Here is a 26,791-nt window from a genome sequence, read left to right as displayed (position 1 = left end):
TTCTATTAACAAATTAACTATTATTTATAATATATTCTTTTACGATAAAAATCAAAGATTTTTGTTTATTCACAATTTTTTCTATATCGGTTAGTTCATAATCTAATGTCAACATTACGTCCTCTATAACTTTTGAGGAAGAAGATGTAGATATTATATTCTTTTTTAATGTTACAATAGCTCTCCCGTTATCTGGCTTAAAACTATCGTAAAATTCAACCTTTATATCGCTAATAACTATTTTAGAATGTTTTTGATATTTAAGTATAGGGCTATTATTATTACTTAAATCCATTTTATGATAAAAGCTTAAGGCGACCTCTCTCGAAGAATTATTTTTTATATACTCAAATTGTTTAGGTATTTGAAAATAATCATACGATTCATACTTAATAACAAACTGCCTAATAAGCATCTCAGCTATTGCCAACTGAGAGGAAACAGGATGCTCTAATTCTTTAATGCTTGATTTAGTAGTAATTGAATTTTCTAAATTAACCATATATATATATTTTTCAGGCTTTTCTAAGATTTTTAAAGAAGTATCAGCAAGCATATAGGCTACTAAAGCCAAAAGAATTATGTAGAATAAAAAATTAAGCCGCTGAGCGGTAGGATAAAGATATTTTAGGCCATACCATTCAATAGCATCCTCAAAATACTTACCAGATTTATAAGAACTATATATTGATTTAGTTATTTCATCCATACTACTACAGACATTTAATTATTTATATTTTAATATATTTAAAGCTTATTTTCAACTAGTTAATCAAACTCGGGCTTACATACCATTAAAAATAAAGTACTAATTAATAATATTATATGTACTAAATTGATTTTATGGTAACAATCATTTAATGACTTTTTAATTAAAAATAATAGCTGCGTAGCAATACTTATTGCTGTCATAATTATAGACGCTAGTAACCATAAATCATAAATATAAAATCCTGCTATATGTAATAAATAAAACCCTGTAACAACCTGCAAAAGTAATAATATAATCATTAAATTTTTGAAAGGAACCTTGTTCTCTTGCAGATAGAAAAATGAATAGGATACATGCCCCCCTATTAACAAACAAGCTAGCAGAACATGTATAAATTTGAATAAACTATAAAACATATTACAAATAACCTCAGAGATAATTTTTTATATCTAATAACATATGATTGTATTTTTTACTAAACAATATTGTATTTATAATTTTTACAAAAAGTATTTAAAGCACTTTTAGCCTTAAATACTTAACAAGCTTTGTTTAAAAATATCAAGCATTATTGGCTTAATTATAAAATCTATTATTTACAAACATTAATAAAATTTTTGTATAATCTATTTAAATAGCCAAACATAGCTACAAAAGACGTTTTGGCAATTTGGTTAACTATACTTGATATCTACCAGCTATTACTCAAGGCTAAACACGCCACTTACATACTGGCGCACCGCCTTACAGGAAAAGCAGGCTACTTTACTTCCTTGAGCATGGAGCTAAAAATTTCTTTTACCAAATTCTCAGGATCATTTGTACCTAGTTTAATAGTATTGACGCCTATTTTGATCATATCCTTAGTAGGTTGCACTGGCAATATTCTATAACCGCTTTTTTCTAAAAGCTTAATAACATTAATGGCCTGTTTTTCGTAATCAGCAATAAAAAAGAGGCCTCGATCAGCCTCTTTTATAGCTTTTATAATAATTTCTATTTTATTTGGATCAAAATAGCTCATTAGCTTTACATATTGATTTTTCTGCCCAGAACTGATAGGGCCGCTTCTTTTATTGCTTCATTAAGAGTTGGATGAGCATGACAGATACGAGCCAAATCTTCACTTGCGCCTCTAAATTCCATTAATATAACAGCTTCATGGATTAAAGTTCCAGCATCTGGTCCTATTATATGTACACCTAAGACCTCATCTGTTTTTTTACAAGCTAGGATCTTTACAAATCCTTCTTCTTGGCCAACAGCTTTAGCTCTAGAATTTGCCATAAAAGGAAATTTTCCTTTATTATACTCTATATTTAAAGATTGAAGCTCTTCCTCTGTTTTTCCAACTGAGGCTACTTCTGGATGAGTATATACTACTCCTGGTATACAATCGTAATTTACATGTCCTGCTTGACCAGCCATGATTTCAACCGCAGCTATGGCTTCTTCCTCAGCTTTGTGTGCGAGCATTGGCCCCTTTATAACATCTCCAACTGCATAAATATTTTGAATAGATGTTTGGAAATGTTCATTGGTTTCAATTCTGCCCATTTTATCAGTGATAATTCCAAGATTTTCTAACCCTAAATTCTTAGTAAATGGTTTTCTACCAATTGAAACTAAAACCACATCAGCTATAAGCTTTGTTTGTTCACCATTTTTTACCGACTCAATTTCCAACGCAACTTTATTATTTTTAGTAGCAGCACTGAGGACTTTAGTTTCTAACTTGAATTCTATTCCTTGCTTTTCTAAAATCTTCTTAAATTCTTTTCCTACCTCTAAATCCATTGCTGGAACAATTCGGTCTAAAAACTCTATAACCGTTACCTTGCTTCCCAAGCGACGCCAGATAGATCCCATTTCAAGACCTATATATCCTCCGCCAATTACTATCATTTCTTCTGGAACCTTGCTCAGTTCTAGAGCTCCAGTAGAAGATATTATATTCTTCTCATCAATTTCAATACCTGGAAGATTGGCCGATTCTGAACCAGTAGCAATTAAAACTTTTTCAGCTTTAATTTCTTCTACTGAACCATCTGCTTTTTTAATTTCTATGGTATTATTGTCCTTAAGGGTAGCAAATCCGTTATAATGTGTGATTTTATTTTTTTTAAACAGCCCTTCAATCCCTTTGGTAAGGGTTTTGACTACTTCACTTTTTTTGGCAAGCATTTGAGCAAGATTAAGCTTAACATTATCTACTTCAATTCCATAGCCTGCAAAGTTGTGTTTAGCTTCTTCATATAATTCTGAAGAGTACAATAAAGCTTTTGATGGAATGCATCCTACATTTAAACAGGTACCACCTAAAGTCTTTCTGTATTCTACACAAGCAACCTTCATTCCCAGCTGGGCAGCTCTAATCGAACCCACATAACCTGCAGGACCGCCCCCGATAACTACTAAATCAAATTTATCTGCCATATTTTAACCTATAAATCTAATAATAATTTTTCTGGATTTTCTATACTTTCTTTTATTTTAACTAAAAAAGTTACTGCCTCTTTACCATCAATCAACCTGTGATCATAAGTTAAAGCTATATACATCATTGGTCTAATGACTACTTGTCCTTTTAAAGCTTTTGGCCTTTCTTCAATTTTATGCATTCCTAAAATGCCCGCTTGTGGAGGATTAATGATAGGAGTAGACATCAAAGAACCATAGATTCCACCATTAGTAATAGAAAATGTTCCGCCTGATAAATCACTCATGGAAAGTTTTCCATCTCTTGCTTTTTTAGCTAGGTTCATTATTTCACTTTCAATACCAGCAAAAGATAGCTTATCTGCATTTTTAACTACAGGAACCACCAGCCCTTGCTCTGTACCTACAGCAACGCCTATATCATAGTAATTTTTATAAATAATATTCTCACCACTAATTTCGGCATTAACAGCTGGCAACTCTTTAAGCGCGGCTACTGCTGCTTTTACAAAAAAAGACATGAAACCCATTTTAACGCCAAATTTCTTTTCAAAAGCGTCTTTATGTTTCTTTCTTAGTTCCATTACCTCAAACATATCTACTTCATTAAAGGTAGTAAGCATAGCTGCGGTACTTTGAGATTCCTTAAGACGCTCTGCTATCTTTTTCCGCAATCTAGTCATCGGCACAATTTCTACCGGTTTATCTGCAGAAACAGCAGGGGACATAATAGTACTCGGCTTGTTAACAGCATCTAATATATCACCTTTTGTAACTCTACCATCTCTTCCAGTGCCTGAAATATTTTGAGAAGCAATATTATTTTCAATAGCTAACTTTTGAGCGGCTGGAGATAAAATTTTGCTTTCTTGTGATTTTTCCTGAGCTTTTGGTTCAGGGCTTTCTACTTTATTTTGCTCATTGGCAGTAGCTTTGAAATCACCTGCTTTTAACAATCCTAAAATAGCACCGATTTCTACAGTAGCACCAGCTTGAATGCTTATTTTTTCAATAAGCCCAGCCGCAGGAGAGGTAACTTCCATAGTTACTTTATCGGTTTCAAGCTCAACTAAATTCTGATCCTGCTTAACCGCATCTCCTTCTTTCACTAACCATTTTCCAACAGTTGCCTCAGTTACTGATTCACCAAGTGATGGAACTTTAATCTCAACAGACATTTAAATCTCCTAGTTTTCAAAAACTTGTTTTAAAATTGCAGCTTGCTCTTTATTATGAATTCTGGTGTATCCTGTCGCAGGAGAAGCAGCAACCTTCCTTCCGATATATTTAACTTTTAAATTAAATATATCAATAAGATTACCGAATATATATTGATATGCTCCCATATTCTTTGGCTCTTCTTGACACCAAATTACTTCAGCATTTTTATATTTATCAAGTTGCTCTTTAATTTCTTGCTCAGGTAAAGGATATAGCTGCTCTAATCTAATTAAAGCTACATCTTTTTTCTCTAATTTAAGCCTTTCCTCGTACAGGTCGTAATATATTTTCCCACTGCAAAGAACTACTTTCTTAACCTGGCTTGGTTCTAGGTTATCTTGCTCTTCTAATACCGGTTTAAATTTAGCACCTTCACTAAAATCTTTTAGACTAGAGACCGCATATTTATGCCTTAATAACGACTTTGGACTCATTATAATTAGAGGCTTTCTAAATTCTCTTTTGAGCTGCCTTCTTAATAAATGAAAGTATGACGCCGGCGTAGTTGGATAACAAACGGCCATATTATCTTCAGCACAAAGTTGTAAAAATCTCTCTAATCTGGCGGAAGTATGCTCGGGTCCTTGGCCTTCATAACCATGAGGAAGCAATAGCACAAGCCCATTTTGTCTAAACCATTTGGTTTCAGCAGAAGCAATATATTGATCTATCATTACTTGAGCGCCATTAACAAAATCACCAAACTGGCCTTCCCACAATACCAAACTATCAGGGTGCGCTAAAGCATAACCATACTCAAAGCCCATTACCGCAAATTCGGATAAAGGACTATCATACACCTGATACTCTCCTTGGGAGCTTGATAGTTTGTTGAAAGGCATATATTTATTTGCATTAACTTGATCATGCCACACGGAATGACGATGAGAGAAGGTCCCTCTTCCGCAATCTTGTCCACTTAATCTAACAGTATAATTTTCTAGCAATAAAGAACTAAAAGCAAGCGCTTCACCTGTTGCCCAATCAATCCCTTCACCTGTTTCAAACATCTGTTGTTTTTGATTAAGCTGCCTTGCTATTTTTGAATTTATATTAAAGCTCTCTGGCACATTAACAATGCCTTTCCCTATAGCTTTTAATATATCTTCTTTAACCCCGGTAAGAGGCTGAACTTTTATAGTTTTACTAGTAGATTGCTTACATTTAGACCATTTTCCTGATAACCAGTCAGCTTTGGCTGGTTTGTAATCTTTAGAAACCTCAAACTCTTTCTCAAGATAATTTCTAAAACTGGTTTTAGCTTCTTCAATAAAGGTTTGATTTATAATATTTTCATTAATAAGCTTGCTAGTATAGGAATCTACAATTCCTTGTTTCTTGCTTATTTTTTCATACATTAATGGTTGAGTAAAGAACGGCTCATCATTTTCATTATGACCATAAAGTCTAAAACAAACTAAGTTCATTACAACATCTTTGTTAAAAGTCTGACGATATTCCACCATCAATCTTGCAAGCTTTGCCACAAGTTCTGGATGCTGACCATTAACATGAATTATAGGAACTGCTGTTATTTTAGCAAATTCAGACGGATACCTAGAACTTCTTCCATCTTTCGGATTAGCAGTAAAGCCAACTTGGTTATTAGTAATAATATGAATTATACCACCAACGTTATAACCTTCTACTTCATTAATAATCAAGCTTTCAGCTACTATTCCCTGACCGCAAAAAGCTGCATCACCATGTAATAAAATAGGTAATATCTCTTTTCTAGCTTGATGTTTATCCTTTCCTTCTTGGGCAACTAATAAATCTTGTTCAGACTTTACTTTTCCTGCAACTACCGGATTGACAGCTTCTAAATGAGATGGGTTAGGTACCATTGAGACTGAAATTTCATTACCAGAAGTAGTTTTTTTAATCGATGAATAACCTAAATGATATTTAACATCCCCTAAAAAATCCATTTCTTCAGGGAATGGTAAATTACCCTGAAATTCTGAAAGCATTGCCACATAAGGCTTACCTAATACCTTTGTAAGCATATTAAGTCTACCTCGATGCGCCATGCCAAATATAGCTCTTTTAATTCCTAGCTCTGCAGATTTTTCTACTATCTGCTCTGCAGCCATTACAGAGGTTTCTCCACCTTCTACTGAAAAGCGCTTAGCCCCCTGAAAACGAACATGTAGGAATTGTTCAAATCCTTCTATCTCTATTAAAGATTTTGCTATTTGCTGCTTTAGTTCCTTAGTAAGATGTTTTGAGAAAACCTCTGTTTCTATTTTATGGTAAAACCAATCTCTTTCTTCTTTGCTTCTCAAATGGCTTATTTCAATCCCTGCATATGAGCAATATACTAAATTAAGAAAAACAACTAAGTCCTTTACCGTTACTTTAGTAATATTAGGAATAAAGTTTTTTATATCAATTTCTTGATTAAGATCGCTTTCTTTAAATCCAAAATTTTCAATATTTAAGCCGATATCTTCTGCTTTAGGTAAAATTTCTAATTGTAAAGGATCTAACTCTGCTAAATAATGCCCTTTAGCTCTGAAAGCCTCAATCATCAAAATAGCTTTAAAATATAAAATTTCGCTATTTGAAACTGTTTTGCTCTGAGCGGTTACAGGCGCAACATCTTCTGTTATTTTAGTAACTGTAACACCTCTTTTATGCCAAGAAGGACCCTCAACATTTTTAGTTACATGTTCTAACTTATCTTGATGAGAATTAAAAAATTCTTGCCATGAAAGATCAACAGAAGCAGGGTTTGTAAGGTATTTTTGATAGATTTCTTCAATATAAATAGCATTACTACCAAAAAGATAAGAATTTTTATCATTTAAAGACATTTCGCAGCCCAAATCTTATAATTTTAAATTTTTCCTAGTATTTTAGCCATAGTAGCACCAATATCCGCAGGTGATTCGCTTACAACAATACCCGCTTTTCTCATTGCTTCTATCTTATATTCAGCGCTATCGTTACCACCTGAAATAATAGCACCAGCATGCCCCATTCTCTTGCCTTTTGGCGCAGTTTGACCTGCAATAAAGCCAACTACCGGTTTTTTGCTTTTAGATTGCTTAAAAAATTCTGCACCATTTACCTCAGCATCACCACCTATTTCACCAATCATGATAACTGCTTCAGTTTCTGGATCATCTAAAAACATTTCTAAACAATCAACAAAGTTGGTGCCATTGATTGGATCACCACCTATTCCAATACAAGTTGACTGCCCAAGTCCAAATGCTGTGGTTTGTGCTACCGCTTCATAAGTTAAAGTTCCAGATCTTGAAACTATTCCTATGTTGCCTCTTTTATGGATATGACCTGGCATAATACCTATTTTGCATTCATCAGGAGTAATAACCCCCGGACAGTTTGGCCCTATCAGCCTAGTATTAGAACCTTGAAGAGCTTTTTTAACTCTCATCATATCAAGCACCGGTATACCTTCGGTAATACAGATTACCAGTGGAACTTTAGCATCAATAGCTTCTAAAATTGAATCAGCAGCATATGCAGGCGGAACATAAATTACCGAAGCGTCCGCTTTAGTTCTTATAACCGCTTCTTCTACACTATTAAATACAGGTAACCCTAAATGAGTCTGTCCACCTTTACCAGGAGTTACTCCTCCAACCATTTTGGTACCATATGCAATTGCTTGCTCCGAATGAAAGGTACCTTGGGAGCCTGTAAAACCTTGGCAGATAACTTTAGTATTTTTATTAATTAATACGCTCATCTCTAACTACCTTTATTTATTATATACAGCTTTAACAATTTTTTGTGCAGCATCACCTAGATTATCGGCCGCAATGATATTTAACCCTGAGCTTGCCAATATTTGTTTTCCTTGGTCTACATTGGTACCTTCAAGCCTTACCACTAGCGGGACAGATATCCCCACCTCTTTAGCAGCAGCAATTATTCCCTCGGCAATAATATTACATCTCATAATACCACCAAAGATATTAACCAAAATACCTTTTACTTTAGAGTCAGACAGGATAATCTTAAATGCTTCACACACTTTTTCTTTATTAGCGCCACCACCAACATCCAAGAAGTTTGCAGGCTCTCCACCATTTAATTTAATAATATCCATAGTGGCCATTGCTAAACCTGCACCATTAACCATACAGCCAATATCACCATCCATTTTAATATAACTCAAACCAAAGTTACCTGCACGTTGCTCTAATGGATCTTCTTCATCTAAATCTCTCATTTCAGCAATTGCGGCATGTTTAAATAAACCATTATCATCTAAATTGAACTTGGCATCTAAGGCAAGAAGATCGCCTTTAGTATTCAAAATAAGCGGATTAATCTCAATCTGGCTTGCATCTGTGGCTATAAAAGCCTTATAAAGGTTGCTTAAGAATTTGGCCATCTGCTTTTGTTGGTTACTATCTAATTCCAAACCAAATCCAAGCTTTCTTGTATGGAAGTCTTGCAGATGGGTTGCAGGGTCAATAGCAAATTTAATAATTTTTTCAGGACTATTTTCTGCCACCTCTTCAATATCTACACCGCCCTCTCGTGAAGCCATTACCACTACTGATGAAGTAGCTCTATCTAATACTAAACTTAGATAAAATTCGTGAGCTATATCAGAACCTTCTTCGATATATACCTTACGTACTACTTGTCCTTCAGGCCCTGTTTGATGAGTTACTAAAGTCATTCCAAACATCTTGCTAGCAAATTCTTTAGCTTCTTCTTTTGTTTTAGCAAGCTTTACGCCACCTGCTTTACCACGTCCGCCAGCATGGATTTGAGCTTTTACTACATACAAATTAGTATTAAGCTCTCCTATTTTACTATCAAATTCATTAATATTAACTAATACAACCCCTTTAGATGCAGGTACGTCATATTTTCTTAGAATTTGTTTGGCTTGATATTCATGAATATTCATTAGAGCTACCTTAACCTTTATATATTTAAAACTTCAACTAGGCTTCTTACTGCATTCACTGAATGATTAAAAGCATTTTTCTCTTCATTGTTTAATTCTATTTCAACTATTTTTTCAACACCATTACTGCCAATTATTACTGGCACACCTACATAAAGATCTTTTACGCCATATTCACCATTTAATTTAACAGCACATGGTAATAATCTTCTTTGGTCATATAAATAACTTTCTGCCATTTCAATAGCAGAGGCAGCAGGAGCATAATATGCAGAGCCTGTTTTAAGCAGTGACACTATTTCAGCTCCCCCATCACGGGTACGTTGGACTATTTTTTCGATACGTTCTGCAGTAGACCAGCCCATTTTAATAAGATCCGGCACTGGTATACCTGCCACAGTTGAATATCTAATTAGCGGCACCATAGTATCACCATGGCCACCAAGCACAAAAGCGTTTACATCCTTAACTGAAACTTTAAACTCTTCAGCTAAAAAATGCCTAAACCTAGCAGAATCTAAGATACCTGCCATGCCAACAACTTTATTTGCAGGAAGACCGCTAGCTTTTTGCATTACCCATACCATAGCATCAAGAGGATTAGTAATTACAATTACAAAAGCTTCCGGACAATATTTTTTGATATTTTCAGCAACAGTCTTTACAACGCTTGCATTTATATTCAACAAATCATCTCTACTCATCCCTGGCTTTCTAGGCACTCCAGCAGTAACTATAACTACATCTGAGCCTTCTATTGCGCTGTAATCATTAGCGCCTGTAAGGGCAAGAGTGGTATTTTCTACCGCACTTGCTTGAGATATGTCTAAACTTTTTCCTTGAGGTAATCCTTCCGCAATATCAAACAATACTACGTCACCTAAGTTTTTTAAACTTATAAGATGAGCTAAAGTACCTCCTATATTGCCACCACCTATTAAGGCTATTTTATTTCTTTTAGACATAACTTTTCCTCCGAAATGATATTTATGAATTCATAGACTCAAAGAAGTCAGAATTATTCTTAGTAGGCTTTAATTTATCTATTAAAAATTCAATAGCATCAACTGTTCCCATTGGATTAATAATTCTTCTTAATACCCACATCTTACTTAGGGTTCCTTTATCAAACAATAAATCTTCTTTTCTGGTACCAGATTTAGTGATATCTATTGCAGGGAATACTCTCTTATCCGCAACTTTACGATCTAAAATAATTTCAGAGTTGCCTGTTCCTTTAAACTCTTCAAAAATCACTTCATCCATTCTAGAGCCTGTCTCTATTAATGCTGTTGCAATAATAGTAAGAGACCCACCTTCTTCAATATTTCTAGCAGCTCCAAAGAAGCGTTTAGGTCTTTGCAAAGCATTAGCATCCACACCACCGGTTAAAACTTTTCCTGAAGATGGTACTACAGTATTATACGCTCTGGCAAGCCTGGTAATGGAATCTAATAAAATTACCACATCCTTTTTTTGCTCAATAAGCCTTTTTGCTTTTTCTATTACAATTTCTGCAAGCTGCACGTGTCTGGTAGCTGGCTCATCAAAGGTTGAGCTTACCACCTCGCCTTTTACCGATCTTGCCATATCTGTTACTTCTTCTGGCCTTTCATCAATTAGCAACACTATCAGTATTACTTCAGGATGGTTGGTTGCAATCGCATGAGCAATGTTTTGTAACAACATGGTTTTACCAGTTCTAGGAGGAGCTACAATCAACGCTCTTTGGCCTTTACCTAATGGGGAAACTAGGTCAATTATTCTAGTACTTAAGTCTTTACCGTCTCCACTATCATTTTCAAACATCAATCTTTCTTGAGGGTATAACGGAGTAAGGTTATCAAAGTGAACTCTTTGACTCACTATTTCAGGGCTTGAAAAGTTAATTTGATTTATTCTTACTAACGCAAAGTATCTTTCACCTTGCTTAGGAGCTCTAACCTGGCCTTCAATAGTATCACCTGTTTTAAGCCCAAATCTTTTTATTTGGTTAGGAGATACATAAATATCATCAGGGCCAGCCAGGTAGTTTGCTTCAGAAGATCTTAAAAAGCCAAAACCATCTGGTAATACTTCTAAAACTCCTTCACCAATAATTAGGCCACCTTGCTCAGCAATCCTCTTTAATATTCCAAAGATTATATCTTGCTTAAGCATCATACTAGGGTTTTCAACCTCATATTTTTCTGCAAGCTCCACAAGGTAGGAAGAAGATTTCTGTTTTAGCTCTTTTAAAAGCACTGTTTCTGCAGGCTTTATAGGTATGTTTTCTAACTGATTTATTGTAGGCTCAATTTCAGCATTGTTAAGGTTATTTGAAGAATCACCACTAAGTTGATCCTTGGGTTTATTATTATCTATTGTCATTATTAGGTACTTATTATGAAATTGATTTAGTTAGATTTGTGATTACATCGGGAATTGTTATGATTTTAATTCTATTTCCTTAATTGTCAAATTTATAATCATCATTCGTTTTTTAAATAAAAAATATTTCTGAATTTATACTAGTGTTTTTTAGAATGGTTTTACTACTGCCAAAATTATTATTAAGATTACAATTATTGTAGGTATTTCGTTTATAATTCGAAAAAATTTAGCATTTTTTATAAAAGTTTTATTTAATAAATCTTTTCGATATTTCGCTAAAAGTCCATGAAATCCTGTTAAAATTAAAATTAACAACAATTTAACATGAAACCATTTACCTAAATTTTCAAAACCTACAATTTTCATTAAACTTAAACCAAATATAAAAGTTAAAATCATTGCAGGATTTATAATTATTTTTAACAATCTGCGCTCCATAACTTCAAATACTTTACATATTTGATGATTACTTTGGTTCTCAGTATGATAAACAAATAGCCTAGGTAAATAAAACATCCCTGCCATCCAAGCAACAATTGAAATAATATGAAGAGCTTTAAACCATAAATAATAATTTTCCATTTTTATCAGCTTTAATTTGAATTAATACAACCACAAAACTCTTTATCACATATCCGTTTAAAAGGGTAAAATTTTATTGCCGGATTATCTATCAAGCTTTTTGTGATATCTTTTAGCGAGTTAATAAAATGCTCATTAACACCTAAAGTAGGAACCCTATAATAATCTAACACCCCAAATTCCACAGCTAAATCTTTATATTCAATATCTAGTTCTACTAAAGTCTCTGAATGCTCTGATACAAAAGAAATAGGCACTAAAATAATTGCTTTTTTAGCTTTGCCAGCCTTTTTTATTTCTTCATCGGTAAAAGGCTTAATCCAACTTACTGGGCCTACTCTAGATTGATAAGAATTAATTGTTTCTATATCTTTTTCTTCAAGTCTACTTACTATTAGCTTTGTGCTTTCCTCTACTTGCCACTGATAAGGATCTCCGTTTTTTATTATTTTTTCTGGTAGGCCATGAGCTGAGAATATAATTTTAATATCTTGTTTGCTATACTTACTTAAAGCCTGTTTTATATAGTTGTTAACGAGATCTGCATATGCTTTTATAAAGCTTTCTTCAAAAGGGTAGCAGCACGCTACTTGTAATTTAGCTTGTGAGCTAGATCCTTTAAAATAACTTTCAAACTCTCTAACTGAGGACATGGTAGTAGTAGTTGAAAATTGTGGATATAAGGGTAATAATATAATTTTATCCGGGTTAAATGCTTCTATTTTTTTCATTACATCCTTACAGAAAGGATGCCAGTAACGCATAATTATTTCTATCTGAAATTGGGTATCAGGATATTCATCCTGCAAGCTTTTAAAAAGTTGTTTTTTTTGAGCAATAGTATTCTCTAATAAAGGAGATTTGCCTCCTATTTGCTTATAAATTGCAATTGCTGTTTGCTCGCGCTTTCTAGAAATAAACCAAGCAATTATAAATCTCAAAAATTTTGGTACTCTTAAAATCAAAGGATCATTAAACAGATTAAACAAAAATGATTTAACGTTTTCTGTTTTATCAGGGCCTCCTAAGTTCATTATTACTACAGAAATTTTATTCATGATTTAGGACTTTTAACTAATTTTATCATCTTTTCAACTTGGTCAATGCGGGCTTGAGGAGTAATACCATGACCTAGATTAAAAATAAATTTACGTTTTTTAAAGCTGGTTAGAATATCGTTTATTTCAGTTTCTAAAAAAGGTGAGGTTGTAGTTAGTAATAATGGATCCAAATTACCTTGAATAGCTATTTCTTGGTTAATATTTTCATTAATCCATGTTCTATCAATATTTTGATCAATAGCTAAACAATGTGGCTTAACATTATGCGCAAATTTAGAATAGTTTAAAGATGAGTTTCTTGGAAAACAAATCGTATATACTTTAGGATAGGTTTCTTTAATAAATTTTATAATTTCCTTATTTGGTTTAATTACAAATTCCTCATAAAACTCACCATGCAATAACCCAGACCATGAATCAAAAACTTTAATTATGTCACAACCAGCTTCTATTTGGTTGCTTAGATGGCTCTTTACTTCAACGGTTAATCTATCAATCAAGCTCTTAAATAAATCAAAATTTCCATATAAAAACTGCTTAGTTGATTCAAAGTCTTTTGAATGTGCCTTAGTCATATAGCAGGCTAAGGTAAACGGTGCCCCTGAAAACCCTATTAAACTTTTGGTTTTATCAAGCTTACTTCTAGTAAGTTCAATGGCTTCATAAACAAATTTAAGTTTGTTTAGATTAGTTGGATTTTCTATAAAAGCTGATGAAAACTCTTGAAGGATCGGCCCTTTAGCTTCAATAAAGTTAACTTCCTGTCCTAATGAATCAGGGATAACTAAAATATCTGAAAAAATAATAGCAGCATCAAAATTAAATCTTTTTATTGGTTGTAATGTAACTAAAGCTGCGCTTTCTGGATTGTAACAGAAATCCATAAAATTTTTAAAATTTTCTCGAACAGCGCGATATTCAGGTAAGTATCTACCTGCTTGTCTCATTAACCATATTGGTATTTCTTTTTGAGAGTTATTTGTATTTTCAAATATATATCTAATTTTATTTATATTCATTTAATAGAGTTGTTGATTATTATTAACAGCAGTATAAGTGGATTCTTAAATATTCACAGGTTTTTCCACAAATTCTTCCACAAAAAAAATTATACTTAAAATTGTGGATAAAACGGTGGATAAAATTTGTAAACAATAAATTTTTAAGTACACTCACAATATGTGAAAAAATATAATAACTTTTCTAAAAACATAATTATCCTCATAATTAAGATAATATGGATAAAGTTGTCTACATGTGGATAAACAACTGAAATATTGCTAAATTCTGTAGATAAAAATTAGGGAAAAGTTATCCACAAAGTTATCCACAGAATTATACATATAGTTAAACACAGAGATTTAAACAGTTATGGAAGCACTAAAAAAAGTAAATCTTTATCTAATTTCGGATTCAACCGGAAATACTTTAAGAGTAATGTCTAAATCAGTTACAGACAGGTTTTCAGGAGTAAAATTTAAGATAACAGGCTATTCGTTTATAAGAAACATCCGTCAAATAGATCAAATAATAGAAAATATTAGCAAAAGACCCGGTATAGTAATGTATACAATTATTGATGACGAGGTTAGAAACTATCTTAAAACAGAATGTGATAAGATAGGTGTGGAATATATAGCTGCGCTTACACATGTTATATTCAATTTAGCTAAATTTTTAGATATAGACCATACCTCTTTAAGCCATAGAAAGCTTGAACTTGATGAAGATTATTACCAAAAAATAGAAGCGATTAAATTTACTTTAAATCATGATGATGGGCAAAATTATAAGAATCTAGACAAAGCGGATATAATAATTGTAGGAGTCTCAAGAAGCTCTAAATCTCCTACGTCGGTATATTTAGCTAACAGAGGTTTTAAAGCTGCGAATGTTCCCTATACAATAGACTCGCCTATTTTAGAACATTTAAAATTATTAAAAAATCCATTTATAGTAGGACTAACAGTGTTACCTGAAAGATTGATAGATGTAAGAAAAAACAGGCTTTTAACCTTAAAGGATAAAAACCAAAATTCGTACACAGATATAGAAGAAGTAAGAGAAGAAGTAATGAAAGCTAAAAAGTTTTTTCAACAAAACGATTGGCCGATAATTGATGTAACTCAAAGATCCGTTGAAGAAATAGCATCAAAAATTATTCAATTATATGAAAATAAGGAAATTTAGTGGCTAAAGAATTAATAAGTGGCTTGTATATTATTGCTACACCTATAGGAAATTTAAAAGATATAACGCTACGAGCCTTGGAAACACTAGAGGCTTGTGATGTAATTTACTGCGAAGATACTAGAGTAACGGGGAAGCTACTTGCTCATTATAATATTAAAAAAAATCTGAAAGTTTATAATGATCATTCTACTGAATATAATCGTGAAAAAATTTATAAAGAAATTTTAGAAGATAAAAAAATAGTATTAGTAAGTGATGCAGGAACCCCATTAATTGCAGATCCGGGATATAAATTGGTAAAATTTTTAAGAGAAAAAGGAGTTGCGATAACTAGCCTTCCAGGAAGTTGTTCTCTTATTACGGCCTTAACTCTTTCAGCAGCACCAAGTGATAAGTTTACTTTTATAGGGTTTCTACCTAAAACCAAGGGACAATTGGAAAATACTTTTAAAGAAATAATAAGAGTGAGAAGCACTTTTATAGCATTTGAAACCGCTAAAAGATTAAAAACATCTTTAACCATTCTTAAAGAGCTTAATGAAGTGGTGCAAGTATCAGTGGTAAGAGAAATAACCAAGCTATTTGAAGAAGTCATTTCAGGGAGTACAGGGGAGGTGCTTGAAAAATTAGCAGCAAATCCAGATAAAATAAGGGGTGAAATAGTTTTAATAATAAATTCCAGTGAGCTGGAGACTGAAAGTGATAGTGAGGAAATTAGGGGCAAGATTACAGATCTAGCTACAAAATATTACACAACTAAAGAGATAGTTGAATATCTTAAAAGTTTTCATAATATTTCAAGAAATCAGGCATATAAATTAATAATGGAAGTTGTGGGAAAATAAAAATAATGTGTGGAATTTTTGGGGTAATTGTTGATAAAGAAATAAATTTATCAGAAGAGCTAATCTTAGGTCTTAAAAAACTTGAATACAGAGGATACGATTCAGCTGGAATTGGTATTATTAAAAATAATGAACTGCTAATTAAGAAAGCAGAAGGCAAAATTAACAATTTGAGCCAAAAAATAAAAGAATCGCCTATTTTTGCTAAAGTAGGAATTGCTCATACTAGATGGGCAACACATGGAGAACCAACAGAAGTTAATGCCCATCCTCATGCCCATGAAAATATTGCAGTAGTGCATAATGGGATAATAGAAAATTATTATGAATTAAAAAGAGAGCTGCAAGCTAAGGGATATATCTTTAAATCTGAAACTGATAGTGAAGTGGTACCTTTTTTACTTTATGAGTTAAGTAAGAAAACGGATAACTTTTTAGAAGCAATTTCACAATTACTTAAGCGCTTAGAAGGTGCTTATTCTTTAGGGATAATTAAACTAGGAGCTCCTAAAATTTATGCAGTTAAAAATGGTGCACCATTGATTATAGGGCAGGGAAGCAGTTCTAATTTTGTTAGCTCAGATGTTTATGCTTTAGCTGGTAAGGTAGATCGGGTGATTTACCCAGAAGATGGAAGCATAATTGAAATTAGTGAAACAGAGATCAATATTTTTAATCAAAAACTTACCAAGCAAATAGTTAAAACCACCCCATTGTTAATCAACGCCCATCAAGTGGAAAAAAATGGTTTTGAAACTTTTATGCTTAAAGAAATTTTTGAGCAAAATGAAACCTCAAAAGTTTGTATCAGTAACTATTTTGATTTTAGCCATACCAATATTAATCTTCCTCAAGCCCCGAAAGTTTTAGTTAATAATCTGGATTATATAACTATTGTAGCCTGCGGCACTTCCTACTATGCAGCAAATGTAGCTAGATATTGGTTTGAAAAAATTGCTAAAGTAAATGTAATTGTAGAAATTGCCTCGGAATATCGTTATAGAAAGATAGCTTTTAAGGAAAATAATATCGCTATTTTTATTTCTCAATCAGGTGAGACCAAAGATACCTTAGCAGCCTTAGAATATGCTAAAGAAAACAACCAATTTATCATGGCAATTGTAAATGTAGTTGAAAGCTCAATAGCCCATATTGCAGATGTAGTGCTGCCGATTTATGCAGGGCCAGAAATAGGAGTAGCTTCTACTAAAGCCTTTACTAATCAGGTTATAACGTTACTTGCTTTATGCCTACTTATTGCAAAACATAAAAATATTCAAATTAAGGAATATTTGCACTTAATAAATAACCTAACCAGTAACTTTGAGAAAATTTTAAGTATTAACAATAAGATTGAGCAGGTAGTAAAGCTATTTTGTAATTCAAGCTCTTTGCTTTATATAGCGAGAGGAATCCTTTATCCTATAGCTCTTGAGAGCGCTTTAAAGCTAAAAGAACTATCTTATATTCATGCAGAAGCAATTCCTGCAGGAGAGCTTAAACACGGCTCAATAGCCTTAATAGACGATTCTTTGCCAATTATTGTATATAATAGTTCGCATCTCGCAGATTATCAAAAAACTAATGCAAGCATCCAAGAGGTAATAGCTAGAAATGGGCAAGTTATCTTAATTGGTGATATAGAAGCTATTAATCTATTTGAGGGAAAACTTAAAGCTTCAGTTGAAATTCCACAGTTTGATGAGATCTCATATCCATTTATTTATGGTATTGTAGGACAATTATTAGCGTATTATACCGCCAAATCGTTAAATCGAGATATTGACCAACCAAGGAACCTAGCTAAATCAGTGACGGTTGAATAAAAAAAGCCCTAGATTTCTAGGGCTTTTTTTAATTCATCTGGCATAATTAAAGTTATGGCTATTCCTAGAAAGAAATCCGGTTCTTCTAGCCTGAGTTCTTTCTAAGAAGGTAGAGTCTTTAAGTTCTACATTAACCCAGTCATCAAGCTCTGTTGTTTCTAAATTAGTTGCAGGAGTTTCTTTAATAAGATTTTTAGTATGTTCTCTTAAATCGATGGCTATGCTAGTAAATAGCTCATCAAGATCTTTAACATTCCCTTCAAGTTTAGTATCTAAAGCTCCGAATAAGCTATCAGGTAAATATACAGTTGTTCTTTGCTCATTCTCCAATGGGATTGGAAAGAATTTCTCTTTTTCTTCTAAACTTACCCTAATAAAATCTTCGCCAGCCATACTCTCTTGCATAGTTACAGATATAGGTTTACTAATATAAGATTCTATATCTTCAGCGGTTGTTTGAGCAGAAAAATCACTTTTATTTATAAATACTAGACTTTCTTTACCGTCACAGCCTTTGATTAAGACGGCAGTAAAATTGCTCAACACTTCACCAACTTTTTCATAAATAGCCTCTGAATTAAACAGTGATAAGCTATTTTTTTGAGTAGATAACATGCAGTTGTACGATCTTGTAACCTTTCTAATTTCATTAAATAAGTCACTATGTTTTTCAGTATCTTTTTTAAACTTATTACTTATAACTTTGAATAAGCCTTTAGGAATACATAATGATTTAGCGGCAACTGGAAGATCTGTATCTTTCATATATAAAGCTTCATTTTTTCCTAAATAATTGTTAATATTTTCAAAATTAAGTTCACCTTTAAACTGTTCTTTAGGAATAAAAACCAATCTTTCTTTATTATCAGTATCAAACAATGTAACTACATGATGGTTTTTGAGTTCATCACGAATTTTATCACTTCTTGATTTACCAATAGTACGATTACGGATTCCTTTTTTTATTTTGTTAAAAAATCCTTTAGGACTTAGGCTTGTTGTGTTTTTAACAGTAGCTTCACTAACTTCAATTGAACCTGCAGCTAGTGTGGTTGCTGTGGTTGCACCAATAAAACTAGCGGCAGCAAATCCTGGAGTATTAGCAAGAAGAACTACACCAGGAGTAACTGTAGGATATAAGAAACCAAAAATGCCTGAACCATAGCTTATAATTGCGGCAGGAGCCCCAGCCCCAGTATATATCGCTGATGCACCAATAACATTGCCCCACAAGCTGGTAAGAGGTATTATTACCCCAGCCCCAGTAGCCAGGGCCGTAGCACCAGCTGCAGCTCCAAGTGCTCCAATACCGCCATAAACTGCATATTTAGCATAATGGGTGGAATTTTTCTCTAAATAGTCTTTAACAGCATTATCTAAATCTTGCTGAAATTCTTCTATTTCACTAATATTCATTATGTTAACCATTTTTTAAGTTATATTTAATGTAACATGCGTAAAATTATAATGCAACATATTATTTAAGAAAGTGTTAATAAAATTTGTATGATTAATGTTAAGTATGCAATTGAAAGGTGTTTATGTTATTGATATTGCAACAAATTAGTATAGGCGTTATAATAGAAAACTTTGCTACCTTGTTGTGTGAATATTTCTAAAAACAAAGCATGAAAAGAGGGTGAAAGAGAAAGGCGAGAAGGCGGTTTGGAGTTAAACAACAAAAAATCTACGGAAGTTTATCCAGATCTGATAAATTTTTCTTTGTCTTGTGTCTTACTTGATTTAATAGGATCTCTTCTAGGATTCTACTATAAACCTTCACAACACCTAGATAGTAAATAATGTTACTTATCAAGCTTACAATTGCAAAAATCTGGTTTAACTTTAATTGAAGCAATACTAATAGTAAGATCTTTAGCTTTATTAGGGTTCATTTGGGCAATGATAAGTGCTGATTTGGCTTCTTTCATTTTATTAATGACCGGAATTAAAATATCCATATCTAATTCCTCAAAAATCCTAGCAGCATCTTTAGGCTTCATATTAGAATAGATTTTAACTAGGCTATCTATCTTATCATTTTCTTTCTGCTCAAGGGACTTAAGAAGCCTTAAGACCTCATCTCTCATAGCGGTTATCTCTGAAAGTTTATTAGTAATCTTCCCTTCAGTTATTTTAAGTATGTTCTCTTGGTCAATAAGTTCTTTAGCCTTTTTTTCAATTTCTTCACGGCGGCTAGATAATTGTTTTAGCAAGTCTATTTGTCCAGGAGTACAAAGCTCACTACCGGTGAGCTGGATTGAGTTGCGGCATTTTTGATTTGCTTCATTATGGGCAACTGAAGTTTTTGGTTTTTCATCTTGCTTATTTTCTTGCTGTTTTGTCTCACTTTCGCTTGCTTCTGCAAAACTAATGCTTAAGCCAAATTCACTAAGAGACATCTTAGAATCAACTGCTACTTCTGCCACTCTTAAACATAAAGTTATCGCAGAAAAAGTTATCATTAATGGCAGAAATCTAAGCCTCATCCGGGTAACGTACCTTAATTTAATATGTATTAATTAGAATATTAGAGAAACATGCAGCAATGTAAATGAAAAGTTTGCAAAAATTTTAATATTTTAAGCAAAATACAAGCCTATAAAGTTAATTAACCCTAAACCAATATTGCTTTTAAAGATTTTTTGATAATTTTTCCAGTATTTAACCAGATAGATTTGGGTAATTAAATGAATAATGATTAAAATAAAGGATAAGTTAGAAATATAGCGAGCGCTATTAACAAAGTAGATCGAACCTAATAACGTTATAAATATAATGTAATTAAAGCAGATGAAATAAATAGTTTTATCTTTAAATAATATTACAGGAGACTTAACACCAGCCTTCATATCATCCTGATAATCGCTTATAGCATAAATTGAATCATAGCCACAAATCCAAAATATAGTTGCTATATAAAGAATTATAGCCTGAATTGAAATTTCACCATTAGTGCTAGCTGCAATTATTACACCATTAAAAGTAACTCCTAACATATATTGCGGAAAGTAAGTAAATCGCTTAAATAATGGATAAATACCGGCAAAAATGCTCCATAATATACAAAGTAAGATCGTATTATCAGGTAGTATAAAAAGTGACATGGTGAGTGAGACAACACAACAAGCAACCGCAACAGCAGCCGCGGATATAACCGAAACTTGACCACAAGCAAGGGGTCGGGTTTTAGTACGCTCCACCTTTTTATCGAAACCTCGATCTAAAATATCATTTATAATACAGCCGGCTGAGCGCATTAAAATAGCTCCAACAATGAAGCATAGATAAACATATATTGAAGAAGATTTATTTAGTGCGAGTCCCCACAGGCAGGGGTACATAAGCAATAAAAATCCTGCCGGATTGTTAAGGCGGGTTAGAGCAATAATACTAGCAAGAGAAGGTTTTAATTTACCCATAATTATAATCTAATAGTTTAAATAATATAAGCAATAATTCAATTAAAAATTTATTTTACTTTTAGGCAAGATTAAACTAGTTTTGCTGTTCAAACAACAAAGGAGTAGAACATCTATGCCAAGTATTGCAATAAGCGACCAAACCGTACAACCACAATCTATATCAGAAAAAGTATCCTCTCATGCTGCTATATTAGCCCAGTTAATTTCTCATGTAAATTTGGTTCCAGATGCTAAACGAAAACAAGAGGTGCATGAGCTAATAATCGAATTAAGTAGAGCCCTGCCTCCACATTGGGCGGGTGATAGCCTTCAAACCGATCGAGTGCCTGATGAGGAAACAGAACAAAAAATACAGCAATTACATAAATTATTGGGATTTAAAGGAGAGGCCCCAAAAGGCAACAAAGCATTCTTATATCCTTATAGCAAACATGATTCCGCAGGAGCCGTACAGGCGATATATTGGTCGATAGAGCAGCAAGATTTTGTAGCAATAACCGGGGAGAATGTAAGAAGAAAAGGGGATGTTGATTACACTTCAGCTGGATTTAGAAATCCAATAGGACCTAATATTAGCGGTAATAAAATAGAGGCTGATATTCAAGGTGCTTTTTTTGCGAATTCTTCTAAAGAGGGGGCATTTGATCTTAAAGACTTTTTAATCGCTGGAGAAAAAGCTTTAACCGATTTAGGATATTATGACATCAAATTTATGTGGACTGTTGAAAATATCATCAAATATCGCCAACTAGTTATCCAAAACTTAAAGGCGCATCTAGATAATAAATATAATGATGAGAATTTAGCCTGGTTAAATGAAATAGATCTAAATTATCTTGAAAATAGCTTAAGGGAGCTTAGAGAAGAAACCGGCTTCAAACCTGAAAAAATGGCAGGAATTAAAGCTTTTGAGTTAAGAACAATAGGGACCATGGGTAGCCTTGGTAAATTCTTAGCAGCTAGGCGAGTAGCAATACAAGAAGTCAGCACTTTAGGACTTTATTTAGGGGAAATGAGTGATCAAGAAATTATCAATTTAATTTTGCCTAATGATGATTGTGGAGCAATCAGGCTCATTCCTTTAAGTGAAGTAACCATTAGCCCAGCACTTGACCCAAAAACTCAAGAAACATTAGATTTTGTAACCGCTCCCGAACACACTATAATTTATAAAAACGGTACTTATGAGCATAAAAAAGAAGAATTAAAATTACGTTGCACTCATAACTATGTGCCATTCCATTGGAAGCAATTTCTAAAAGAGCTTATAAATGATTTTACTTCTCATTTTACCGAAAAAGGCGGAAGAAGGAAGGATGCTATGCCATATAAGGATCTTGAACAACTTATAGATAAGTTTTATAAGTTAGAAGAGAGACTTAAAAAGAATAAACAAAAAGAATTAAGCCAACTATCTTTAGAGGACATTGAAAAATTAACCCAGCTAAAAATATTGGGAGAATTTTTAAGTAGCACGCAACATAACTCTGTTAGCATGTTAGCCTTAAAAGCTGGTATAGTAAAAAAGGCTGTAGATCAATATCATGCTATGGGTGCTAGAAAACTAAGTGATTTTATTAGAGGCATGTCAACTGAAGCGATCAAAGCTCTAATTCCTCAGCAAGTTTCTCCTTTTAGCTCAATTGCTAATCTTACAACCAAGCTAAAAATAACCTATCAAGAGATGAAAGATCGAATTAATCCTAGCAATATTCAAACTGAAGAAATACAAAAACTTACTAAACTAAAAGCTTTAACTGACTTTGTTAATACTAATATACAGAATCAACAAAATAGCCAATCAGTGATAGATACTTTAGAAAATTTTATAGTGCACTACATGTCAAAAGGAACTACTAATATCGGTGATTTTGTAAGTAAATTAAATTCTCAAGAATTAGAGTCTTTAATACAAAATAGTGCGCAAGGAACCCATGCTGCTGCAGAGTCACAAAGAAGAAAGTCATTCTCTCAACCACCATTTTGATATAGCTATTATATATTATTATGATTTCTTAAAAAGCCCGGAGAATGCCGGGCTTTTTGCTATCGGAGAAAGGATTAATTACCCGCAGTTTCCTTTTTAATATTCTTAAGGGCTTGAGGGGTAAGTTGAATGTCAAGCTCTTTTAGTTGCTTGTCAGTAACAATATTTGGAGCCTGCATCAGTAAGTCTTCTGCCTGTTGGTTTAATGGGAAGGCAATAATTTCACGAATATTCGGTTCATCAGCAATTAACATTACCATTCTATCAATGCCCGGAGCAAAGCCGCCATGCGGAGGAGCTCCATATTTAAAGGCTTTAATCATGCCACCAAATTGTGCATCTACATCTTCATGAGAGTACCCTACAATGTTAAAGGCTTTATACATGATTTCAGGGGTATGATTTCTAATAGCACCACTGGATAATTCTACACCGTTACAGACGATGTCATATTGGAAAGCTTTAATTTTAAGCAGATCTTCAGTAGTTTTGGCGTTTTCTAACGCTTCAAGGCCACCTTGAGGCATAGAAAATGGGTTATGGTTAAAATCAATGGCTTTTTTATCGTCATTCCATTCGAAATATGGAAAATCTACAATCCAGCAGAATTTAAATACATTTTTCTCCAGCAAGTCTAACTGATTGCCAAGCTCGGTTCTAATCTTGCCAGCAAGCTTTGCAGCATCTAATTCTTTATTACATACGAAGAAAAGGGCGTCACCATTATTAATACCCGCTAGCTTTTGCAATTCAGCTAATTTCCCAGCTGGCAAGAATTTAGCAATTGGGCCTTTAGCTTCTCCGGTTTCTGTCCAGACGATATAACCTAGCCCTGGTGCCCCTAAGGTTTGCGCAAAGCTATTTAAATTATCAAAAAAGCTTCTTGGACGGCCACTAACATTAGTAGCAGGAATGGCTCGCACTACAGAGCCTTGTTTAATGTTATTTGCAAAGATGCTAAAATCAGAATCTTTGAATATCTCGGTGACATCACTAATGATCAGCGGGTTTCTTAAGTCCGGTTTATCAACGCCATATTTAAGCATTGCTGTTTCATAAGTAATGCGTGGGAATGGATAATTAGTCACTTGCTTGGTGCTAAACTTAGTGAAGATATGGTGCAATACCGGTTCCATAGTAGTAAATACATCTTCTTGAGTAACATAAGACATCTCAAGATCTAATTGATAAAATTCACCCGGAGAGCGATCAGCCCTGGAGTCTTCATCCCTAAAGCAAGGAGCAATTTGGAAATAACGGTCAAATCCTGAAACCATTAGTAATTGCTTGAATTGTTGCGGAGCTTGAGGAAGCGCATAAAATTTACCGGGATGCATACGACTTGGTACTAAAAAGTCACGGGCACCTTCAGGGGAGCTGGCAGTAAGAATTGGAGTTTGAAATTCAATAAAACCAATTTTATGCATTTGCTCACGAATCTCACGGATAACCTGTGACCGAAGCAGAATGTTACTATGAATTTTATCACGCCTTAAATCTAAAAAGCGATATTTAAGCCTTAAATCTTCAGGTAAATCTTGATCAACAGCAATAGAAAATGGTAAATCGTGAGCTTTGGACTCAACCAAAAACTCTTCTACCATCACTTCAATTTCACCAGTATTAAGGTTGGTGTTAACAGTTTCGCTAGATCTTGCCACCACTGTCCCGGTTATAGTAATAACAGACTCATATTTAGTTTGAACAGCTTCTTCAAAAAAACTTTTTGTATTATTAAATACTAACTGGGTAAGTCCATAATTATCTCTTAAATCCAAGAACATAATATTGCCATGGTCACGCTTGCGGTGCACCCAGCCGGATAATTTTACGGTTGTACCTACATCTGATTTTCTAAGCTCGCCAAGAGTATGGCTTCTATATTTATGCATTGTTTTTTCCACAATTACGTTATATTTTTGACGGTTAACTTGCTTTTGGTAAGTATATGTATAAACAATATATATACAACAAGATTTTTATTAACTGGTTAGCTAATGGCGCTTATAGACCACCAAGAAGAGCTAGACTTACTCTGCGAGTTAATAGAGCAGAGTAGCATTATAGCTCTTGATACTGAATTTATTAGAACTAAAACGTATTACCCTGATTTAAGTTTAGTACAAATAGGCTTTGAAGATAGCTATTTTGCAGTAGATACTTTTGCTAAATTAGATTTTACCCATTTTTCTAGGCTGCTGGCTAATCCTAATATTTTGAAAATAATCCATTCTGCTGAGCAGGATATTCAGGCAATAAATAGATTTTTTAATATTGAAATTACTAACATTTATGATACCCAACTAGCTGCTTTAATATGCGGGTATGGAGAATCAGTAAGCTATCGAAATTTGGTTAAAGATATCTGTGATAAGGATCTATCTAAAAAGCAGCAATTTTCTAACTGGGAAGTGCGTCCTTTAAGTGATGTTCAGCTTGTTTATGCACTTAATGATGTGAAATATTCCATGAATATTTACCATGAGCTGGAACAACGGCTTGAAATTTTAGGTAGAACAGAATGGTTTAGAGAAGATAGTAACATAACCTATACCCTGCCGGATGAATATTTATGGATAAAATTTAAAAAATCGAGCAACCATATTGAAGAATTTGTACTGATCAAAGCGATATTAAAATTAAGGCAAAAATATGCTATGGAACATAATATTGCCCCTAATCATCTAATTAAAAATATTGATATTACTAAACTTGCCCATAAAGGTAATTTGTTAAATTTAAAGCTAGAGAACTTAGAAGAGTATATCCAAAAAGAAGAATTTTATAATTATCTAGTTAACAATTTTGACTATCAAGCAGAATTAACTGAAGAGGTGGCTCAAAAGTTTCAAAATACTAAAAATTATATCAAACATGCTAAGCTTTCTAATTTAATTAAAGAGATAGCCAGCCATTTTGCTGATAAGTATGGTTTACCAGAAAGCTATTTTATTAGTAGGGATGAGACCTTTGCCCATATCTGCCAAATACCTTATAATATTAGGTTTTATCAAGGATTTAGAAAAGAAATGTTTGGGGATTTTATCTCAAAATTATAAGTTTGTAGAATTAAAGAAGCAAGCAAGCCTCCAAAGAAAAAGCTACCTTACAGCATTAGCTATATACGAGCAAAATGGTGCAATAATTGCACTAAATCTTTTCCAACAGAAGTATTAAAGACTTTTCTTTGTATGAATATTATAATAGCGTGTTAATACTTAATTAAT

Annotated in this window: 21 protein-coding genes; 5 read left to right on the top strand and 16 right to left on the bottom strand. The window is 33.2% G+C overall.

Features of this window, described 5'->3' with window-relative positions:
* Positions 1-13: 13 nt before the first annotated feature.
* The 12 genes from EF513_RS03480 to hemE all read right to left on the bottom strand — a co-directional run bounded on the left by EF513_RS03480 (position 14) and on the right by hemE (position 14,307).
* Entirely contained in the window at positions 14-709 is a 696-nt protein-coding gene (locus EF513_RS03480; protein WP_125216028.1) for a VirB8 family type IV secretion system protein, read from the bottom strand.
* A 763-nt stretch (positions 710-1,472) separates the two neighbouring features.
* Positions 1,473-1,736 (bottom strand): hypothetical protein, encoded by a 264-nt coding sequence (locus tag EF513_RS03475; protein ID WP_125216027.1) that lies wholly within the window; start codon positions 1,734-1,736, stop codon positions 1,473-1,475.
* A 5-nt stretch (positions 1,737-1,741) separates the two neighbouring features.
* Entirely contained in the window at positions 1,742-3,148 is a 1,407-nt protein-coding gene (lpdA, locus tag EF513_RS03470; protein ID WP_125216026.1) for a dihydrolipoyl dehydrogenase, read from the bottom strand.
* An 8-nt stretch (positions 3,149-3,156) separates the two neighbouring features.
* Positions 3,157-4,329, bottom strand: a complete 1,173-nt coding sequence (gene odhB, locus EF513_RS03465; RefSeq protein ID WP_125216025.1) for a 2-oxoglutarate dehydrogenase complex dihydrolipoyllysine-residue succinyltransferase — start codon at positions 4,327-4,329, stop codon at positions 3,157-3,159.
* Positions 4,330-4,338: 9 nt separating this feature from the next.
* Positions 4,339-7,191 (bottom strand): 2-oxoglutarate dehydrogenase E1 component, encoded by a 2,853-nt coding sequence (locus tag EF513_RS03460; RefSeq protein WP_125216024.1) that lies wholly within the window; start codon positions 7,189-7,191, stop codon positions 4,339-4,341.
* A 23-nt stretch (positions 7,192-7,214) separates the two neighbouring features.
* Complete coding sequence (gene sucD / locus EF513_RS03455) at positions 7,215-8,093, bottom strand: succinate--CoA ligase subunit alpha (RefSeq protein WP_125216023.1); 879 nt, start codon at positions 8,091-8,093, stop codon at positions 7,215-7,217.
* A 12-nt stretch (positions 8,094-8,105) separates the two neighbouring features.
* Entirely contained in the window at positions 8,106-9,272 is a 1,167-nt protein-coding gene (gene sucC, locus EF513_RS03450) for an ADP-forming succinate--CoA ligase subunit beta (RefSeq protein ID WP_125216022.1), read from the bottom strand.
* A 17-nt stretch (positions 9,273-9,289) separates the two neighbouring features.
* Positions 9,290-10,237: a malate dehydrogenase gene (gene mdh / locus EF513_RS03445; RefSeq protein ID WP_125216021.1), complete on the bottom strand. Its 948-nt coding sequence runs from the start codon at positions 10,235-10,237 to the stop codon at positions 9,290-9,292.
* A 22-nt stretch (positions 10,238-10,259) separates the two neighbouring features.
* Entirely contained in the window at positions 10,260-11,642 is a 1,383-nt protein-coding gene (gene rho / locus EF513_RS03440) for a transcription termination factor Rho (RefSeq protein WP_125216020.1), read from the bottom strand.
* A gap of 150 nt (positions 11,643-11,792) precedes the next feature.
* The gene (gene hemJ / locus EF513_RS03435; protein WP_125216019.1) at positions 11,793-12,227 is read right to left on the bottom strand and encodes a protoporphyrinogen oxidase HemJ; all 435 of its coding nucleotides are present in this window, start codon (positions 12,225-12,227) and stop codon (positions 11,793-11,795) included.
* 11 nt (positions 12,228-12,238) lie between these two features.
* The gene (gene hemH, locus EF513_RS03430; RefSeq protein ID WP_125216018.1) at positions 12,239-13,285 is read right to left on the bottom strand and encodes a ferrochelatase; all 1,047 of its coding nucleotides are present in this window, start codon (positions 13,283-13,285) and stop codon (positions 12,239-12,241) included.
* On the bottom strand, positions 13,282-14,307 hold the full coding sequence (hemE, locus tag EF513_RS03425) for a uroporphyrinogen decarboxylase (RefSeq protein ID WP_125216017.1): 1,026 nt from the start codon (positions 14,305-14,307) through the stop codon (positions 13,282-13,284). The genes hemH and hemE overlap by 4 nt, the downstream gene beginning before the upstream one ends.
* Positions 14,308-14,659: 352 nt before the next feature.
* On the opposite strand from hemE, the gene EF513_RS03420 reads away from it, so the two are divergent.
* From EF513_RS03420 to glmS, 3 genes are read left to right on the top strand one after another with little or no spacing between them, the layout of a single operon-like run.
* The gene (locus EF513_RS03420; RefSeq protein WP_125216016.1) at positions 14,660-15,478 is read left to right on the top strand and encodes a pyruvate, water dikinase regulatory protein; all 819 of its coding nucleotides are present in this window, start codon (positions 14,660-14,662) and stop codon (positions 15,476-15,478) included.
* Positions 15,478-16,326, top strand: coding sequence for a 16S rRNA (cytidine(1402)-2'-O)-methyltransferase (rsmI, locus tag EF513_RS03415; RefSeq protein ID WP_125216015.1), 849 nt, complete (start codon positions 15,478-15,480; stop codon positions 16,324-16,326). Before EF513_RS03420 ends, rsmI begins: the two co-directional genes overlap by 1 nt.
* Positions 16,327-16,331: 5 nt before the next feature.
* Positions 16,332-18,152, top strand: coding sequence for a glutamine--fructose-6-phosphate transaminase (isomerizing) (glmS, locus tag EF513_RS03410; protein ID WP_125216014.1), 1,821 nt, complete (start codon positions 16,332-16,334; stop codon positions 18,150-18,152).
* A gap of 33 nt (positions 18,153-18,185) precedes the next feature.
* On the opposite strand, the gene EF513_RS03405 is transcribed toward glmS, so the two are convergent.
* The 3 genes from EF513_RS03405 to EF513_RS03395 all read right to left on the bottom strand — a co-directional run bounded on the left by EF513_RS03405 (position 18,186) and on the right by EF513_RS03395 (position 21,574).
* Positions 18,186-19,568, bottom strand: coding sequence for a hypothetical protein (locus tag EF513_RS03405; protein WP_125216013.1), 1,383 nt, complete (start codon positions 19,566-19,568; stop codon positions 18,186-18,188).
* Positions 19,569-19,957: 389 nt separating this feature from the next.
* Positions 19,958-20,617, bottom strand: a complete 660-nt coding sequence (locus tag EF513_RS03400; RefSeq protein WP_125216012.1) for a MotE family protein — start codon at positions 20,615-20,617, stop codon at positions 19,958-19,960.
* A 117-nt stretch (positions 20,618-20,734) separates the two neighbouring features.
* Positions 20,735-21,574: a UbiA family prenyltransferase gene (locus EF513_RS03395; protein WP_125216011.1), complete on the bottom strand. Its 840-nt coding sequence runs from the start codon at positions 21,572-21,574 to the stop codon at positions 20,735-20,737.
* A 115-nt stretch (positions 21,575-21,689) separates the two neighbouring features.
* Here EF513_RS03395 and EF513_RS03390 point away from each other — a divergent pair, with 115 nt between their 5' ends.
* Entirely contained in the window at positions 21,690-23,564 is a 1,875-nt protein-coding gene (locus EF513_RS03390) for a hypothetical protein (RefSeq protein ID WP_125216010.1), read from the top strand.
* Positions 23,565-23,638: 74 nt separating this feature from the next.
* Here the strand turns inward: EF513_RS03390 and aspS are convergent, their stop codons facing one another.
* On the bottom strand, positions 23,639-25,456 hold the full coding sequence (gene aspS, locus EF513_RS03385) for an aspartate--tRNA ligase (RefSeq protein WP_125216009.1): 1,818 nt from the start codon (positions 25,454-25,456) through the stop codon (positions 23,639-23,641).
* A gap of 105 nt (positions 25,457-25,561) precedes the next feature.
* Between aspS and EF513_RS03380 the strand changes: the two genes are divergently transcribed.
* Complete coding sequence (locus EF513_RS03380) at positions 25,562-26,623, top strand: ribonuclease D (protein WP_125216008.1); 1,062 nt, start codon at positions 25,562-25,564, stop codon at positions 26,621-26,623.
* Positions 26,624-26,791: the final 168 nt, after the last annotated feature.

Origin of the sequence: Rickettsiales endosymbiont of Stachyamoeba lipophora, assembly GCF_003932735.1 — a bacterium.
In the GTDB taxonomy this organism is placed as follows: domain Bacteria; phylum Pseudomonadota; class Alphaproteobacteria; order Rickettsiales; family 33-17; genus RICK01.
Note: the sequence above shows the minus strand (reverse complement) of the source record. Positions and strands in the feature narration are given on the sequence as shown.